Genomic DNA, 14,728 nt, shown 5'->3' on the forward strand with positions numbered 1-14,728 from the left:
ACACGGAGGCTCACTCGCACGCGCACGCGCACACGCACACGCCGAAGGGGCGGCACGTCCTGTCCGGACGGGCCGCCCCTTCGGTTCGGGCGGGTCGGGCGCGGCTCAGCCGGTCGCGCCCCGGCGGCGATCAGGCCTTGAGCGGCAGGATGGCCGTCGGAGCGTGCCAGTCCTCCGTCGCGACCTCCTCGAACTCCTTGACCGCGCTGATGTCGGCCGTGGGGCTCATCGCGATGTTGGTGATGCGCTCCAGGATCGCCTCGACGACGACCGGCACCTGGTGCTCCTGCGCCAGCTTCTTCGCCTTCTCGAAGGCCTCGGGCAGGTCGGCCGGGTCGGTGACGCGGATCGCCTTGCAGCCGAGGCCCTCGGCGACCTTGACGTGGTCGACGCCGTAGACGCCCAGCTCGGGGCTGTTCTGGTTCTCGAACTCCAGGTTGACCTGGAAGTTGATGTCCAGACCGATCTGCGCCTGCCGGATCAGGCCCAGGTAGGCGTTGTTCACGAGGACGTGGATGTACGGGATGCGGTGCTGGGCACCGACCGCGAGCTCCTCGATCATGAACTGGAAGTCGTAGTCGCCGGAGAGGGCGACGACCGGGTTCTCCGGGTCCGCCTTGGCGACACCGAGCGCGGCCGGGATGGTCCAGCCCAGCGGGCCGGCCTGGCCGCAGTTGATCCAGTGGCGGGGCTTGTAGACGTGCAGCATCTGCGCGCCCGCGATCTGGGACAGGCCGATCGTGGTGACGTACCGGGTGTCCTTGCCGAAGGCCTTGTTCATCTCCTCGTAGACGCGCTGCGGCTTCATGGGGATGTTCTCGAAGTGCGTACGGCGCTGGAGGGTGGCCTTGCGCTCCAGGTGCGAGGCGACCCACTCGGAGCGGTCGGGCAGCGAACCTGCGGCCTTCAGCTCCTTGGCGACCTCGACGAACAGTTCGAGGGCGGCCTTGGCGTCCGAGGTGATGCCGTAGTCCGGGGCGAAGATCTTGCCGATCTGGGTCGGCTCGATGTCGACGTGCACGAACGTGCGGCCCTCGCGGTACACGTCCAGCTTGTAGCCGGTGTGGCGGTTGGCCCAGCGGTTGCCGATGCCGAGGACGAAGTCCGACTCCAGGAAGGTGGCGTTGCCGTAGCGGTGGCCGGTCTGCTGGCCGACCATGCCGGCGTTCAGCTCGTGGTCGTCCGGGATGGCGCCCCAGCCCATGAGGGTGGGGACGACCGGGGTGTTGGTGATCTCGGCGAACTCGACGAGCAGGTCGCAGGCGTCGGCGTTGATGATGCCGCCGCCCGCGATGATCAGCGGGCGCTCCGACTCGACGAGGAACCTGATCGCCTTCTCGATCTGGGAGCGGGTCGCGGACGGCTTGTAGACCGGCAGCGGCTCGTACGTCTCCGGGTCGAAGTCGATCTCGGCGAGCTGCACGTCGATCGGCAGGTCGATGTGGACCGGTCCAGGACGGCCGGAGCGCATGAGGTGGAAGGCCTGCTGGAAGACGCCGGGGACCTGCGCGGGCTCCAGGACCGTGACGGCCATCTTCGTCAGCGGCTTGGCGATCGAGGCGATGTCGACGGCCTGGAAGTCCTCCTTGTGCAGGAGGTGGCTCGGGGCCTGGCCGGTGATGGCGAGGATCGGGATGGAGTCGCCGGCGGCCGAGTAGTGACCGGTGATCATGTCGGTGCCGGCCGGGCCGGACGTACCGATCGCGACGCCGATGTTGCCGGGCTTGGTGCGCGTGTAGCCCTCGGCCATGTGGGTCGCGCCCTCGACGTGCCGCGCGAGGGTGTGGTCGATGCCGCCGACCTCCTTCAGGGCCTTGTAGAAGGGGTTGATCGCGGCGCCCGGCACTCCGAACGCGTCCGTCACACCTTCGCGCTTGAGGATCTCCACTGCCGCGTGGGCGGCTGTCATTCGAGGCATCGACTCACTCCTGCGTCCTGCCGGCCGTACCGGTCGCACCGGTCGGCGATCGGGCGCTTCCGCTGACTATTTCCGTAATGCGGAAGTTCTCTTCTGCTATATGGAAGCAATCTAAGAGCAGCTCAGGGGAGGCGTCAAGGCCCTCAGGCCCTCATCAAGTGCGATGAACGTCGCCGAATCCCTCCCCAGGGCCTGCCGTTTGGTGGACGATGAGAACGCCAGCGGGTCCGGTTCGTGGCTTCGTACGGAGGGGGTGTGCCGATGCCCGGAAGTGTTCCGGTGCGCTGTCCGCTCTGCCGCCGCGAGCACCTGTACGCGCCGCACGTGTACCCCTGCTCCTGCGGTACACCGGTTTCGCCGCCCCTGCAGCGAGGCGCGCAGCCGGTGCCCGTCACCCATGTGACCTGGGAAGACGACTGGGTGACGGTGCGCTGCGAGTCCTGCGGGCGCTGCGATCAGTGGCCCCAGCCGGAGCTCGGCTGCGCCTGCGGCACGGTGCTCCGTATCCCCGTACGACCGGCCTCCTCCGGCCCCGCTCCCGGCCACGCGCCGCTCCCGCTGCACATCGCTTCCCCGAGCTCTCAACTTCGTTCGAGCAGGGGAGACCCCATTCCGCCGACCGCTCCGGCGCCGCGGCCCGCCTTCCATCCCGTGACGATCCGCACCGCGCGCGATGCCGTGCAGGCCGCCGCGCTGTACCTGCGCTGGCTCGGCTACAAGGAGATCCGGCGGGCCGAGCTGCGGGCCGCGTCAGGGATGGGGCTGGCCGCGCCCGGGCTGCGGGCACAGGTCGAGCCGACGACTCGGGCGGTGAGCCTGCGGGATGTGGAATGCGTATGGCTGGCCGCACTCAACGAGTCGGCGGTGCCGGTGTGGTTCTCGCTCGCGGGTTACGCGCAGGACGCGCGGGCACGGGCGGACCGACTGGCGGTCCCGCTCTTCGTCCTGGACCTGACGGGGGCGCCGCAGCCGGTGAACAGTCCGGCGGACGAGCTGATCAGCTCGGGGGCCTGAGTACTGCTGCGCCCCCTGAGTACTGCTGCGCCCAGGGATGCGGGGTGCCGTGAGTGCGCCCCGGGCACGGACGCCTCCCGCAGCGGCAGGGGCCGGATGAAGCCCGGGCGGACCGCAGTACACCGCGGCCCGCCCGGCCCCCCGTTCGGGATGGTCGTTGCGCCCTCCTGGCCGTCTCCTGACCCGGAAGACCACACTCCGGGACCCTAGCGAGCAGGTACGGGCCCCGGCTTGGACAAATTTGACCTCGGAGTCAGGTCACGGGTTCGGCCTCGGAGTCAGCTCACGAGCCGGCGCCCGCCCGGAGCGCGGCAGCCCTCCCCGGCCGCTCCCCCCGGCCGCTCCTCCCCCGGCCGGAGGGAAACGGCCCCCTCCAGGACCCCCTCGGCGACCAGCCGCCCAGGAGTGATCCCGGCCAGGGAGCGGAACTCCCGATTCAGATGGGCCTGGTCATAGAACCCGCAGGCTGCCGTGAGCGCCCCGAGGTCGACGGCACCGCGGGCGAGCATCCCCACCGCCCGATGGAAGCGCAGCACCCGCGCCGAGGCCTTCGGTGTGAGCCCCACCTGCTGGCTGAACCTGCGCACGAGATAGCCATGACTCCAGCCCACATCCCGGGCGATCCGGGCCACAGGGACGGCCCCGCCGGAGCGCGCGAGCAGCTGCCAGGCGCGCCCGACCTCAGGCGCGGGCTCGGGCCCGGCATCGAGCCGGGCGAGCAGCGTGGCGTCGAGCAGGTCGAACCGCGTGGCCCAGTCACGCGTCGCGGACATCCGCTCGACCAGCTCCTTCGCACGCGACCCGAGCACGTCCGCGAGCTCGACGACACGGTTGGTCAGCTCCCGCATGGGCAGGCCGAACAGCCGGTACGCCCCGAGTGGCGTCAGCTCCAGCCGGATCGCCTCCTGCCCGCCGGGATGGCAGACGATCCGAGGCCCGTCCTCGAGCCCGCCCGCCAGCGAACCCAACACCCGCAGCGCAGGACCGTGCCCGGAGAGCCGATGCACCTGCTCGAAGGGCTCCCCCAGGCTGATCAGCACCACGGCCCGCCCGTTGGGCACGACCTGCGCCCGGAACGGACTCGCGGCGGGATCCCAGTACCCGGCGTAGCTGCGCACATAGGGCCGCAGTGGTGAGGGCCACGCCCGATCCACCCGCCACCGCTCCTCGAGGCGGGTCAGCTCGACCGCAGGCCCACCGGTCACGCCCGCACGCCTCCCACCGCCGCCGCCATGCCGAACACCCGCCACCCAGGTCTCAGTCCACCACCCAGGTCTCATTCCGCCACTCGGACCTCAGCCCACCACTCGGACCTCAGCCGGCCACTCAGGCCTCGGCCCGCCCGCCAGGCCTCAGTGAGCCGCGAGCCGCTCCACGAGCGCGAGACTCCGGGCCAGCAACTCCCGCTCCTGCTCCGAGAGTTCCGCCTCGATCGCCCGCGCGAGCCAGTCCTCGCGGCGCCCGCGCTCCTCCTCCAGAAGCGCGCGCCCCGCCGCGGAGAGCTCGACCAGGCTCTTGCGGCCGTCGGTCGGATGCGCACGGCGGGTGATCAACCCCTGCTCCATGAGCAGCCCCACGGCCCGCGCCATGGACTGCGGGCGCACCCGCTGGTCGGCCGCGAGCTCGCTGGTCGTCATCGCGCCCTTGCGGTCGAGAGCTCCGAGCACCGCCACCTGACCCAGCGGCATCTGGTCCTCGAGCTTCACGCGGCGCGTGAGTTTGCCCATCGCGGTACGCAGTTCGGCCGCGACGGCGGTGGATTCCGGAAGGGGCATACCGAACCTTAACGCAGCACGGCTGCTCAGCCCTGCTGCTCACCTCAGCAGCCCGCCCACACAGCAAGACTGTACAGCATTGCTGCACAGCAGAACTGTGCAGCAATGCTGTACAGTCTCTCCCGTCGGGTTCAGCGCCAGCGTCGCCGCAGCAGGACCCCGGCACGTACGCGACAAGGGGAGGACTCCCATGACCGCAATGACCGCCATCACCTCCGTCACCGGCCGCCGCATCCTCGACAGCAGGGGCAACCCCACCGTCGAAGTGGATGTGGAGCTGGCGGACGGCTCCACCGGCCGGGCCGCGGTCCCCTCCGGCGCCTCGACCGGCGCACGCGAGGCAGTGGAACTGCGCGACGGTGACCCGGCCTGCTGGCACGGCAAGGGCGTCGACCGCGCCGTGGAGCACGTGAACACGGAACTCGCCGCCGCCGCCACCGGCCTCGAAGCCGAGGACCAGACCGGCCTCGACGCCGCCCTCATCGCCGCCGACGGCACCCCGACCAAGTCGCGGCTCGGCGCCAACGCGATCCTCGGCGTCTCACTGGCCGCCGCGAAGGCCGCGGCGGCCGCCCACCGGCTGCCGCTCTACCGCTACGTCGGCGGCACCGGCGCCACGCTGCTCCCCGTACCGATGATGAACATCGTCAACGGGGGCGCGCACGCCGACAATCCCCTGGACTTCCAGGAGTTCATGATCGCCCCGGTCGGCGCGGACTCCTTCGCCCAGGCCGTCCGCATGGGCTCCGAGATCTTCCACACCCTGCGCCGCGACCTGCTCGCTGCCGGGCACGCCACGGGTGTCGGCGACGAGGGCGGCTTCGCCCCCTGTCTCCGTACGGCCGAGGAGGCACTCGACTTCGTCGTCGCCGCGGTCGAACGCGCGGGCTACCGCCCCGGCACGGACATCGGCCTGGTCATGGATCCGGCGTCCTCGGAGTTCTTCCGCGACGGTGGGTACGACTACGCCGGCGAGGGCGTACGCCGCTCCCCCGCCGAACACGCCGCCTACCTCACGAAGTTGATCGAGGCGTACCCCGTCGTCTCGATCGAGGACCCGATGGCCGAGGACGACCTGGAGGGCTGGCGCGATCTGACGACCCGCGTGGGCGACCGCTGCCAGCTGACGGGCGACGACGTCTTCTGCACGAACGAGGCGATCCTCCGCGAGGGAATCGCCTCGGGCGTGGCCAACTCGATCCTCATCAAGGTCAACCAGATCGGCACCCTCACCGAGGCCCTGAGCACGGTGGACGCGGCCCACCGCGCGGGCTACACGGTCGTCATGTCGCACCGCTCGGGCGAAACCGAGGACACGACGATCGCCGACCTGGCGGTGGCCACGAACTGCGGCCAGATCAAGACGGGTTCCCTCTCCCGCTCGGACCGCACGGCCAAGTACAACCAGCTGATGCGGATCGAGGAACAGCTGGGCGCGAGCGCGCGGTACGCGGGCGGGCAGGCGCTTCAGCGGCGCGGGGCCGTCCGGACGCGGTAGGCATGCGCCGCGACGAGTAGGCCGATTCCTCAGAACAGGAACTCCGGGACCCCGTAGACGCCGGTCCACGTGACTCCGGTCCGCGTGACTCCGGCACCGCGTTCTCCACCGCGAAGCGGCGTGTCGCGGGAGCCGGAGTCATCCTGCGGGCGCATCGGGACACGCCTGGTACCGGGGGCGGCGAGCCCCCTCAGTTCACCTGCCGTTCCCGCCCCGCCCAGTACGGCTCCCGCAGCTTGAACTTCTGGATCTTGCCCGTGGCCGTGCGCGGGATGGACGTGCGGAACTCCACGGACGTGGGCGCCTTGTAGCCGGCGATCCGGTCCTTGCAGTGGGCGATCAGGTCCGCCTCCGTGGCGCTCGCGCCCTCCGCCAGGACCACCAGGGCCTTGATGGTCTCGCCCCACTTCTCGTGCGGTACGCCGATGACCGCGACCTCGGCGACCGCCGGATGGCTGAAGACGGTGTCCTCGACCTCGATGGACGAGACGTTCTCGCCGCCGGTGATGATGACGTCCTTCTTGCGGTCGGAAATGGTCAGATGGCCGTCGTCCTCGTCGATCACACCGCCGTCCCCTGTGTGGAACCAGCCGCCCTCCAGGGCCGCCTCGGTCTCCTCGGGCTTCTCCCAGTAACCGTCGAGGACGACGTTCGACCGGGCCAGCACCTCACCGGATGCCGCCACGTCGAGGCGTACACCGAGGGCGGGAAGGCCCGCACGGGAGAGCCTGCGGGCGCGTTCCTCAGCGGGGAGCGCGTCGTCCTGCGGGCGGGTGCGGTTGAAGGTGAGCAGCGGCGAGGTCTCCGTGAGGCCGTAGATCTGGGTGAACTCCCAGCCCAGTTCCTCCTCGACACGCTGGATCGTACGGCTCGGCGGCGGCGCGCCCGCGCAGACGATGCGGACCCGCTCGCGGCCCGGGATCTCGCCCTCCCAGTCGGCCGCCGCGCCGAGCACTGCGTTCCACACCGCGGGCGCCCCGCACATCAGGGTCACCCCGTGCCGCTCGACGCGGCGCAGGATCTCCGTGCCGTCGACCTTGCGCAGCACGACCTGCTTGGCGCCGAGCCCCGCCATGACGAAGGGCATGCCCCAACCGTTGCAGTGGAACATCGGCAGGGTGTGCAGGTAGACGTCCCGCTCCCAGGCGCGGGTGTGCAGGCCGAAGGTGAGGCCGTTCACCCAGATGTTGCGGTGCGTCAGCTGTACGCCCTTGGGGCGGGCGGTGGTGCCCGAGGTGTAATTGATGGTGGCGGTGGCATCCTCGTCCGGCCGCGACCAGGGGCGCGGCTCGACGCCGAAGCGCATCAGTTCCCGCTCGGTCTGCTCGCCGAGTACGAAACGGTGCCCGGCCTTGACGCCCGCGAGCGCGTCGTCCAGCTCCGGGTCCACCAGGACCGCCGAGGCCCCGCTCTGCCGGACGATGTACTCGGTCTCCTCCGGCTTCAGCCGGAAGTTCACGGGCACGGCGATCCGCCCGCTCATCGGCACCGCGAAGAGCAGTTCGAGCAGGCGCGACGAGTTGTGGCTGACGACGGCGACCCGTTCGCCCTCCCCGATGCCGAGCGCGTCGAATCCGGCCTGCCAGGCCCGCACCCGCTCCCCGAGGCGCCCGTAGGTCGACTCCGGTACGACGGCGGCGGGCTGGTCCGGTTCGTCGACCACGCCGGGGCTGTCGGCGAAGCCGGCCTCCGCCCGGTGGAGGAAGTCGGCGACGGTCATCGGCATCCGCATGTCGTATCTCCTGTGATCCGGGGCGTTTCGGCGTTCAGTGGTCCGGGGCGTTTTACGTTCGGAGGTTCGGAGGTTCGGAGGTTCGAAGGTTCGGAGATTGGGTGATGCGTCGGTTCGTCCCCACGTCCTCGTACGTAGCATCCTGTGCGCAAACGACCCACGATCACCAGACCCCGTGGGCGTGCCTACGAGGCCTTCGCGCGGACGCCGATCACCTGCCCGTACCGGATGTCGTACGTACCTCCCGTCCCCATCGGCCCTTCGAGGAGCCTTACGGCCTCGGCCTCCAACTCGGCGCGCTGCGCCTCGGTGAGCTTGCCGAAGGGCTCGAACGTGAGCGTCGCGGTCTCCTTCTCCTCCGCAAGCCGCCATACGCCCGCGAGGAAGCCGTCGACCAGGAAGGCGCTGTAGGCGATGTTGCCCAGCCAGGTGCTGCCTTTGTACTCGGCCGGTACGAACCGCACCCGGTCCGCGTGCGAGAGCAGCAGGTTGTCGAATTCGGGCAGCAGCCGCGCGGGGGCCGGGGTGTCCTCGTCGGGGCGCGGGGCTTCCGGCAGGTCGAAGACTTCGATGCCGTTCTCGTCGCGGAAGGCGATCAGGCGGGGGCGCAGCCGTTCGAATACTTCACGCATCCGGGTGAGGCCGCACCAGGTCTGGAAGTCCTTCACGGAGGCCGGTCCGAAGGCGGCGAGGTAGCGCAGGACCGTGTCGTCGGGCGTGGCGGGCGGCACGTCGTCGCGGCCGAGCCAGTGCACCAGGGTGGTCAGCGCGACCTGCCCGCTGCGCCGCCACAGGCCGCGCGGGGTGACCTGGACCTGCGGCAGCAGGCAGCGGGCGGCGGCCCCGAGCGCCTGCGGATCGGCATCGGGCCACGCCTTGAGCAGCTCTTCGCGGAGCTGCTTGGGCGTCCGCGGCTCCGCCTCCACGAGTTCCTTCGCGCGTACGACGAGATCCTCCAGGTCCACGCCGACGAGGCCCTTGCGGAACTGGCCGAGCTCCCGGGTGCGCGCCGGCTGGACGAGCCCCCGCAGGGCCAGTGCGTCGTCGGCGGTGTGCGCGTGGATGGTCGAGCGCATGGTGACGATGCGCACCAGTTCGCGGTCCGCCATCAGCCGGGAGTGCTCCTGCGGCTCGAAGTCCTCGAGCCGGGCCGCGAGCGCGTAATAGGGCGGTTTGACGTTCTGCGCCTGCAGTCCGAGCAGATGCGCGACCGCGTCCGCGGGCTTCATGCTGTGCCGTCGCAGCAGCAGCTGCCGTTCCAGGGAGGCGCGGTTGAGCGCGCGCGTGGTGAGCACAGGGCCTCGGTCCTTCTCGGCTGCCGTCATGTTCCGCACGGTAGCGAGAGATGCGGACAGCGACCGTCCTCGATCGCCCTGCGGGGAAATTCGGTGGACGCGAGGACCCGCGACGGTGTTCGCTTCGGTCAGCCACCGGAGGTACTCCACCGGCGGCCCCGTACTGCTCCCGATCACTTGGAAGAGGTGTCTTGATGACCCGGACCGCGCCGAGCGCGCCTCGCGTCAGCTTCTGACCGCCACTGCCCTTCCGTACAGTTCCGGTCCTGTGAGGCCGCTCGGCCTGCTCTTGCTGTCATTGCACACTTCTCAGCAAGGAGCACCCGGGTGTCAAGCGATCACCTCGCACACCAGCACCGCACCACCCCCACCGGACACGTCCTCGGCACCGACACGTTCACGTGCGTACGCTGCGGACTGACCGTCTCGTCCTACGCCGCCGGTTCCACCCGGCGCAATCACTGTCCGTCCTGTCTGCACTCGCGGCATGTCCTCGACCAGGTCGAGGGCGGTTCGTCCGCATGCGGCGCGCGGATGAGCCCGATCGCCATCGCCGTGCTGCGCACCGGCGACTGGATGCTGATCCACCGCTGCGTACGCTGCGGCGAGCTCAGTTCGGAACCGGTGTGTGGGGACGACAACCAGCTCATCCTCATGCGCATGGCCGTACGGCCGCTGGCCGATCCCCCGTTCCCGCTCGAAGCGTTCGGCACGCTCTGAACGCCCGCAGCGGACACGAAAGGGGACAGGCCATGCCACGCCGCACGCACAGCGACCAGGGAAACAGAAACAACAGAAGCAACAAGGACAGCGGAAGCAGCAGCAAGGACAGGCGCAGGCGCACCGGACGCGCCAGGCCGCAGCGCCGCAAGGACGTCCTGCACAGCGCGGGCGGTCACCGGGCCCGTGACTTCCGGTGCGTGGGATGCCGGCTCGACGTATCGCTCGTCGCGCCCGGCACCGCGCACCGCAATCACTGCCCGACCTGTCTGACCAGTCTCCATGTCGATCTGCGGATCCCCGGCGACCGTGCCGCGGACTGCCGGGGACGCATGGAGGCGGTCGGCCTGACCGTCCGTGCGGACGGCGAGTGGCTGCTCATCCACCAGTGCCTGACGTGCGCCCGGCTCAGCGCCAACCGCATCGCGGGCGACGACAACGCACTGGCCCTGGTGCGCCTGGCGCTCAGGCCGCTGAGGGACGGCCGCGTCGCCACCAGCGCGCTGCTCGCCGCGCCTTGATGCCGACCGTGAGGGGCGGGTGCCCGCATCCGCCCCTCACGGTGCGGCCTCGGTACCGGTGCAGGTACCGAGGCCGCACGGCACCTGCACCTGCACCAGCACCAGCACCAGCACCAGCACCAGGATCCGAACCACTATTTGTTACCGGCCAGTAGTGCACAATCCGTCAAGGATCAAGCCCCACCTGAAGAGGGCAAGGTCACAGCCCTGCCCTCTGCTGATCCTTTAGTGCGGACCGCTAGCATCCGAGCATGACGGTCCTGCCTGACGACGGGCTCTCCCTGGCCGCCGAGTTCCCTGATGCGACCCATGAGCAGTGGCAGCGCCTCGTGGAAGGCGTACTGCGCAAGTCGGGCAAGGAAGTCTCGGGCGACGCAGCCGAGAGTGCCCTCTCCACCCAGCTCGAGGACGGGCTCATCGCCCGCCCTCTGTACACCTCTGCCGATACGGCACCCGGCCTGCCCGGTTTCGCCCCGTACACCCGGGGCGCCCGCCCCGAGGGCACCGCGGCGGCCGGCTGGGACGTGCGCCAGCACCACTCCCGGCCCGATCCGGCCGCCGCGAACGAAGCGCTGCTCGGCGACCTGGAGAACGGGGTCACCTCGCTGTGGCTGACCGTGGGCGAGGGCGGTCTGCCGGTCGCGGGTCTGGAGCGGGCGCTGGACGGCGTCTACCTCGACCTCGCGCCGCTCGTCCTCGACGCGGGCGCCGCCTTCCCCGAGGCCGCCGCCGAGCTGCTCCGGCTGCACACGGAGCGCGGCACGCCCGCCGCGGAGGTACGGGGCAACCTGGGCGGTGACCCGCTCGGTCACGAGGCACGGACCGGCCAGGCACAGGACTTCGCGCCGGTCGCCTCGTACGCACGCAAGCTGACCGAAGGCTTCCCGGGGCTGCGGGCCCTCACCGTGGACGCCCTGCCGTACCACGAGGCGGGCGCCTCGGCCGGGCAGGAGCTCGGCGCCTCGATGGCCACCGCCGTGGCGTATCTGCGGGAGCTGACCGCGGCGGGCCTCAGCACCGAACAGGCCGTGGGCCAGCTGGAGTTCCGCTACGCGGCGAGCGCCGACCAGTTCCTCACCATCGCCAAGTTCCGGGCCGCCCGCCGCCTGTGGTCCTGGATCACGGAGGTCTGCGGCACCGAGGGCGCGCAGATCCAGCACGCGGTCACGTCGTCGGTGATGATGAGCCGCCGCGACCCGTGGGTGAACATGCTGCGCTGCACGGTCGCCACGCTCGCCGCGGGTGTCGGCGGCGCCGGGTCGGTGACGGTGCTGCCCTTCGACCACGCGCTCGGCCTGCCGGACGCATTCGCCCGCCGTATCGCCCGCAACACCTCCACAATCCTGATCGAGGAATCCCACCTCTCCCGCGTCATCGACCCGGCGGGCGGCTCCTGGTACGTGGAGCAACTGACCGACCAACTGGCGCAGGCGGGCTGGGAGTTCTTCCAGGAGATCGAGCGCGCGGGCGGCCAGGCGGCCGTGTTGCGCAGCGGAATGCTCCGCGACCGTATCGCCGAGACCTGGTCCGTGCGCAGCCGGAAGCTCGCCACGCGCAAGGAGCCCATCACGGGCGTCAGCGAGTTCCCGAACCTCGCCGAGAAGCCCGTCGAGCGCGAACCCGCGCCCGCCGCCCCGGCCGGCGGCCTGCCGCGGGTCAGCCGCGACGAGGCCTACGAGGCGCTGCGCTCCCGCTCCGACGCGCACCTCGCCGCACACGGCGAGCGCCCGAAGGTCTTCCTCGCCGCGCTCGGCTCCCCCGCCGCGCACACCGCCCGCGCCACGTTCGCCTCGAACCTCTTCCAGGCGGGCGGCATCGAGCCGGTCACCGGCGAGGGCAGCGCGGCCTTCGTGGAGAGCGGCTCGCGGATCGTGTGCCTGTGCTCCAGCGACAGCGTGTACGAGGAGCAGGCCGCCGCGATCGCCGCCGAACTGCGGGCCGCGGGCGCCGAGTACGTCTTCCTCGCCGGGAAGCCCGCCTCGTACGAAGGTGTCGACTCCTACGTCTTCGCGGGCTGCGATGCCGTGGACGTGCTCACCTCCACCCTCGACCGTCTGGGAGTCTCCTGATGTCCATCCCCGACTTCACCGGGATCGATCTCGGGCGCACCACGTCGAAGGCGTCGGCCGGCGCCTGGCGCGAGGCCGTCGAGGCGTCCACGGGCAAGGACGAGAACGAACTGCTCTGGGAGACCCCGGAGGGCATCGCGGTCAAGCCGCTGTACACGGGCGAGGACGTGGAAGGCCTCGACTTCCTCGGCACGTACCCGGGCGTGGCGCCGTATCTGCGCGGCCCGTACCCGACGATGTACGCCAACCAGCCGTGGACGATCCGCCAGTACGCGGGCTTCTCCACGGCCGAGGAGTCCAACGCCTTCTACCGGCGCAATCTCGCGGCCGGCCAGAAGGGCCTCTCCGTCGCCTTCGACCTGCCCACCCACCGCGGCTACGACAGCGACCACCCGCGGGTGACCGGTGACGTCGGCATGGCGGGCGTGGCGATCGACTCGATCCTCGACATGCGCCAGCTGTTCGACGGCATCCCGCTCGACAGGATGACCGTCTCGATGACGATGAACGGCGCGGTGCTGCCGATCCTCGCGCTCTACATCGTGGCGGCGGAGGAGCAGGGCGTACCGCCCGAGAAGCTGGCCGGGACCATTCAGAACGACATCCTCAAGGAGTTCATGGTCCGCAACACCTACATCTATCCGCCGAAGCCGTCGATGCGGATCATCTCCGACATCTTCGCGTACACCTCGCAGCGGATGCCGCGCTACAACTCGATCTCCATCTCCGGGTACCACATCCAGGAGGCGGGTGCGACGGCCGACCTGGAGCTTGCGTACACGCTCGCGGACGGCGTCGAGTACATCCGCGCGGGCCGTGAGGCGGGCCTGGACGTGGACGCGTTCGCGCCACGGCTGTCGTTCTTCTGGGCGATCGGCATGAACTTCTTCATGGAGGTCGCCAAGCTGCGTGCCGCGCGCCTGCTGTGGGCGAAGCTGGTGAAGCAGTTCGACCCGCAGAACACCAAGTCCCTGTCCCTGCGCACCCATTCGCAGACCTCGGGCTGGTCACTGACCGCGCAGGACGTCTTCAACAACGTCACCCGCACCTGCGTGGAGGCGATGGCGGCGACCCAGGGCCACACCCAGTCCCTCCACACGAACGCGCTGGACGAAGCCCTCGCCCTCCCCACCGACTTCTCCGCCCGCATCGCCCGCAACACCCAGCTCCTGCTCCAGCAGGAGTCGGGCACGACGCGCACGATCGACCCGTGGGGCGGCAGCGCCTACGTCGAGAAGCTGACGTACGACCTCGCGCGGCGCGCCTGGCAGCACATCGAGGAGGTCGAGAAGGCCGGCGGCATGGCCCAGGCCATCGACGCGGGCATCCCGAAGCTCCGCGTCGAGGAGGCGGCCGCGCGCACCCAGGCCCGTATCGACTCCGGGCGCCAGCCGGTCATCGGCGTCAACAAGTACCGCGTCGCCAGCGACGAGGCGATCGAGGTCCTCAAGGTCGACAACTCGTCGGTACGCGCCCAGCAGATCGAGAAGCTGCGCCGACTGCGCGCCGAGCGCGACGAACAGGCCTGCCAGTCCTCGTTGGACGCGCTCACGCAGGCGGCAGCGGGCACGGGCAACCTCCTCGAACTCGCCGTGAACGCGGCCCGCGCGAAGGCCACCGTGGGCGAGATCTCCGACGCACTGGAGAAGGTGTACGGGCGGCACGCGGGCCAGATCCGTACGATTTCCGGCGTGTACCGCAACGAGGCAGGAGAGTCGGCGAACGTGGACCGCACCCGCGCCCTGGTCGACGCCTTCGACGAGGCCGAGGGCCGCAGGCCGCGCATCCTCGTCGCCAAGATGGGCCAGGACGGCCACGACCGCGGCCAGAAGGTCATCGCCACGGCCTTCGCCGACCTCGGTTTCGACGTCGACGTCGGCCCGCTCTTCCAGACCCCGGGCGAGGTCGCCCGGCAGGCGGTCGAGGCGGACGTGCACATCGTCGGCGTCTCGTCGCTTGCCGCAGGACACCTCACGCTCGTCCCGGCGCTGCGGGCCGCGCTGGCGGAGGAGGGCCGCGAGGACATCATGATCGTCGTCGGCGGTGTCATCCCGCCGCAGGACGTCCCCACGCTCCTGGAGATGGGCGCGGCGGCGGTCTTCCCGCCTGGCACCGTCATCCCCGACGCGGCCTACGACCTGGTGGAACGCCTTGCGAGGGAGCTGGGCCACGACGAGGCCGCCTGA

General features: G+C 70.6%; 11 protein-coding genes. 6 read left to right on the plus strand and 5 right to left on the minus strand.

The window, feature by feature from the left end; all coding sequences use genetic code 11:
• Nucleotides 1–130: 130 nt before the first annotated feature.
• The gene (gene gcl / locus ACLF6P_RS27665) at nucleotides 131–1,909 is read right to left on the minus strand and encodes a glyoxylate carboligase (RefSeq protein ID WP_415954044.1); all 1,779 of its coding nucleotides are present in this window, start codon (nucleotides 1,907–1,909) and stop codon (nucleotides 131–133) included.
• A gap of 270 nt (nucleotides 1,910–2,179) precedes the next feature.
• Between gcl and ACLF6P_RS27670 the strand changes: the two genes are divergently transcribed.
• A complete protein-coding gene (locus ACLF6P_RS27670; RefSeq protein WP_415953979.1) occupies nucleotides 2,180–2,932 on the plus strand; it encodes a hypothetical protein in 753 nt (250 codons plus the stop codon).
• 278 nt (nucleotides 2,933–3,210) lie between these two features.
• Here the strand turns inward: ACLF6P_RS27670 and ACLF6P_RS27675 are convergent, their stop codons facing one another.
• Both ACLF6P_RS27675 and ACLF6P_RS27680 read right to left on the minus strand, forming a co-directional pair.
• Nucleotides 3,211–4,137, minus strand: a complete 927-nt coding sequence (locus tag ACLF6P_RS27675; protein WP_415953980.1) for a helix-turn-helix domain-containing protein — start codon at nucleotides 4,135–4,137, stop codon at nucleotides 3,211–3,213.
• Nucleotides 4,138–4,284: 147 nt separating this feature from the next.
• Nucleotides 4,285–4,707 (minus strand): MarR family winged helix-turn-helix transcriptional regulator, encoded by a 423-nt coding sequence (locus ACLF6P_RS27680; RefSeq protein WP_415953982.1) that lies wholly within the window; start codon nucleotides 4,705–4,707, stop codon nucleotides 4,285–4,287.
• A 199-nt stretch (nucleotides 4,708–4,906) separates the two neighbouring features.
• On the opposite strand from ACLF6P_RS27680, the gene eno reads away from it, so the two are divergent.
• Nucleotides 4,907–6,205 (plus strand): phosphopyruvate hydratase, encoded by a 1,299-nt coding sequence (gene eno / locus ACLF6P_RS27685; RefSeq protein ID WP_415954045.1) that lies wholly within the window; start codon nucleotides 4,907–4,909, stop codon nucleotides 6,203–6,205.
• A gap of 190 nt (nucleotides 6,206–6,395) precedes the next feature.
• On the opposite strand, the gene ACLF6P_RS27690 is transcribed toward eno, so the two are convergent.
• On the minus strand, nucleotides 6,396–7,937 hold the full coding sequence (locus ACLF6P_RS27690) for an AMP-binding protein (RefSeq protein ID WP_415953983.1): 1,542 nt from the start codon (nucleotides 7,935–7,937) through the stop codon (nucleotides 6,396–6,398).
• Nucleotides 7,938–8,122: 185 nt separating this feature from the next.
• Nucleotides 8,123–9,262, minus strand: coding sequence for a winged helix DNA-binding domain-containing protein (locus ACLF6P_RS27695; protein WP_415953985.1), 1,140 nt, complete (start codon nucleotides 9,260–9,262; stop codon nucleotides 8,123–8,125).
• Nucleotides 9,263–9,559: 297 nt separating this feature from the next.
• On the opposite strand from ACLF6P_RS27695, the gene ACLF6P_RS27700 reads away from it, so the two are divergent.
• From ACLF6P_RS27700 to scpA, 4 genes are all read left to right on the plus strand, one after another.
• Nucleotides 9,560–9,952 carry an RNHCP domain-containing protein gene (locus ACLF6P_RS27700; protein ID WP_415953987.1) on the plus strand — a complete coding sequence of 131 codons (393 nt, stop codon included), beginning with the start codon at nucleotides 9,560–9,562 and terminating at the stop codon, nucleotides 9,950–9,952.
• A gap of 32 nt (nucleotides 9,953–9,984) precedes the next feature.
• The gene (locus ACLF6P_RS27705) at nucleotides 9,985–10,473 is read left to right on the plus strand and encodes an RNHCP domain-containing protein (RefSeq protein WP_415953988.1); all 489 of its coding nucleotides are present in this window, start codon (nucleotides 9,985–9,987) and stop codon (nucleotides 10,471–10,473) included.
• A gap of 251 nt (nucleotides 10,474–10,724) precedes the next feature.
• Nucleotides 10,725–12,542 (plus strand): methylmalonyl-CoA mutase family protein, encoded by a 1,818-nt coding sequence (locus tag ACLF6P_RS27710; protein ID WP_415953989.1) that lies wholly within the window; start codon nucleotides 10,725–10,727, stop codon nucleotides 12,540–12,542.
• On the plus strand, nucleotides 12,542–14,728 hold the full coding sequence (scpA, locus tag ACLF6P_RS27715; RefSeq protein ID WP_415953990.1) for a methylmalonyl-CoA mutase: 2,187 nt from the start codon (nucleotides 12,542–12,544) through the stop codon (nucleotides 14,726–14,728). Before ACLF6P_RS27710 ends, scpA begins: the two co-directional genes overlap by 1 nt.

It is taken from the genome of Streptomyces lothianensis (assembly GCF_047779955.1).
Taxonomy (GTDB): domain Bacteria; phylum Actinomycetota; class Actinomycetes; order Streptomycetales; family Streptomycetaceae; genus Streptomyces.

What these genes read in the sequence shown, in the direction of transcription:
- gcl (WP_415954044.1), bottom strand. Translation starts at nt 1,909, where the DNA reads ATGACAGCCGCCCACGCGGCAGTGGAGATCCTCAAGCGCGAAGGTGTG.
- ACLF6P_RS27670 (WP_415953979.1), top strand. Translation starts at nt 2,180, where the DNA reads ATGCCCGGAAGTGTTCCGGTGCGCTGTCCGCTCTGCCGCCGCGAGCAC.
- ACLF6P_RS27680 (WP_415953982.1), bottom strand. Translation starts at nt 4,707, where the DNA reads ATGCCCCTTCCGGAATCCACCGCCGTCGCGGCCGAACTGCGTACCGCG.
- eno (WP_415954045.1), top strand. Translation starts at nt 4,907, where the DNA reads ATGACCGCCATCACCTCCGTCACCGGCCGCCGCATCCTCGACAGCAGG.
- ACLF6P_RS27690 (WP_415953983.1), bottom strand. Translation starts at nt 7,937, where the DNA reads ATGCGGATGCCGATGACCGTCGCCGACTTCCTCCACCGGGCGGAGGCC.
- ACLF6P_RS27695 (WP_415953985.1), bottom strand. Translation starts at nt 9,262, where the DNA reads ATGACGGCAGCCGAGAAGGACCGAGGCCCTGTGCTCACCACGCGCGCG.
- ACLF6P_RS27705 (WP_415953988.1), top strand. Translation starts at nt 9,985, where the DNA reads ATGCCACGCCGCACGCACAGCGACCAGGGAAACAGAAACAACAGAAGC.
- ACLF6P_RS27710 (WP_415953989.1), top strand. Translation starts at nt 10,725, where the DNA reads ATGACGGTCCTGCCTGACGACGGGCTCTCCCTGGCCGCCGAGTTCCCT.
- scpA (WP_415953990.1), top strand. Translation starts at nt 12,542, where the DNA reads ATGTCCATCCCCGACTTCACCGGGATCGATCTCGGGCGCACCACGTCG.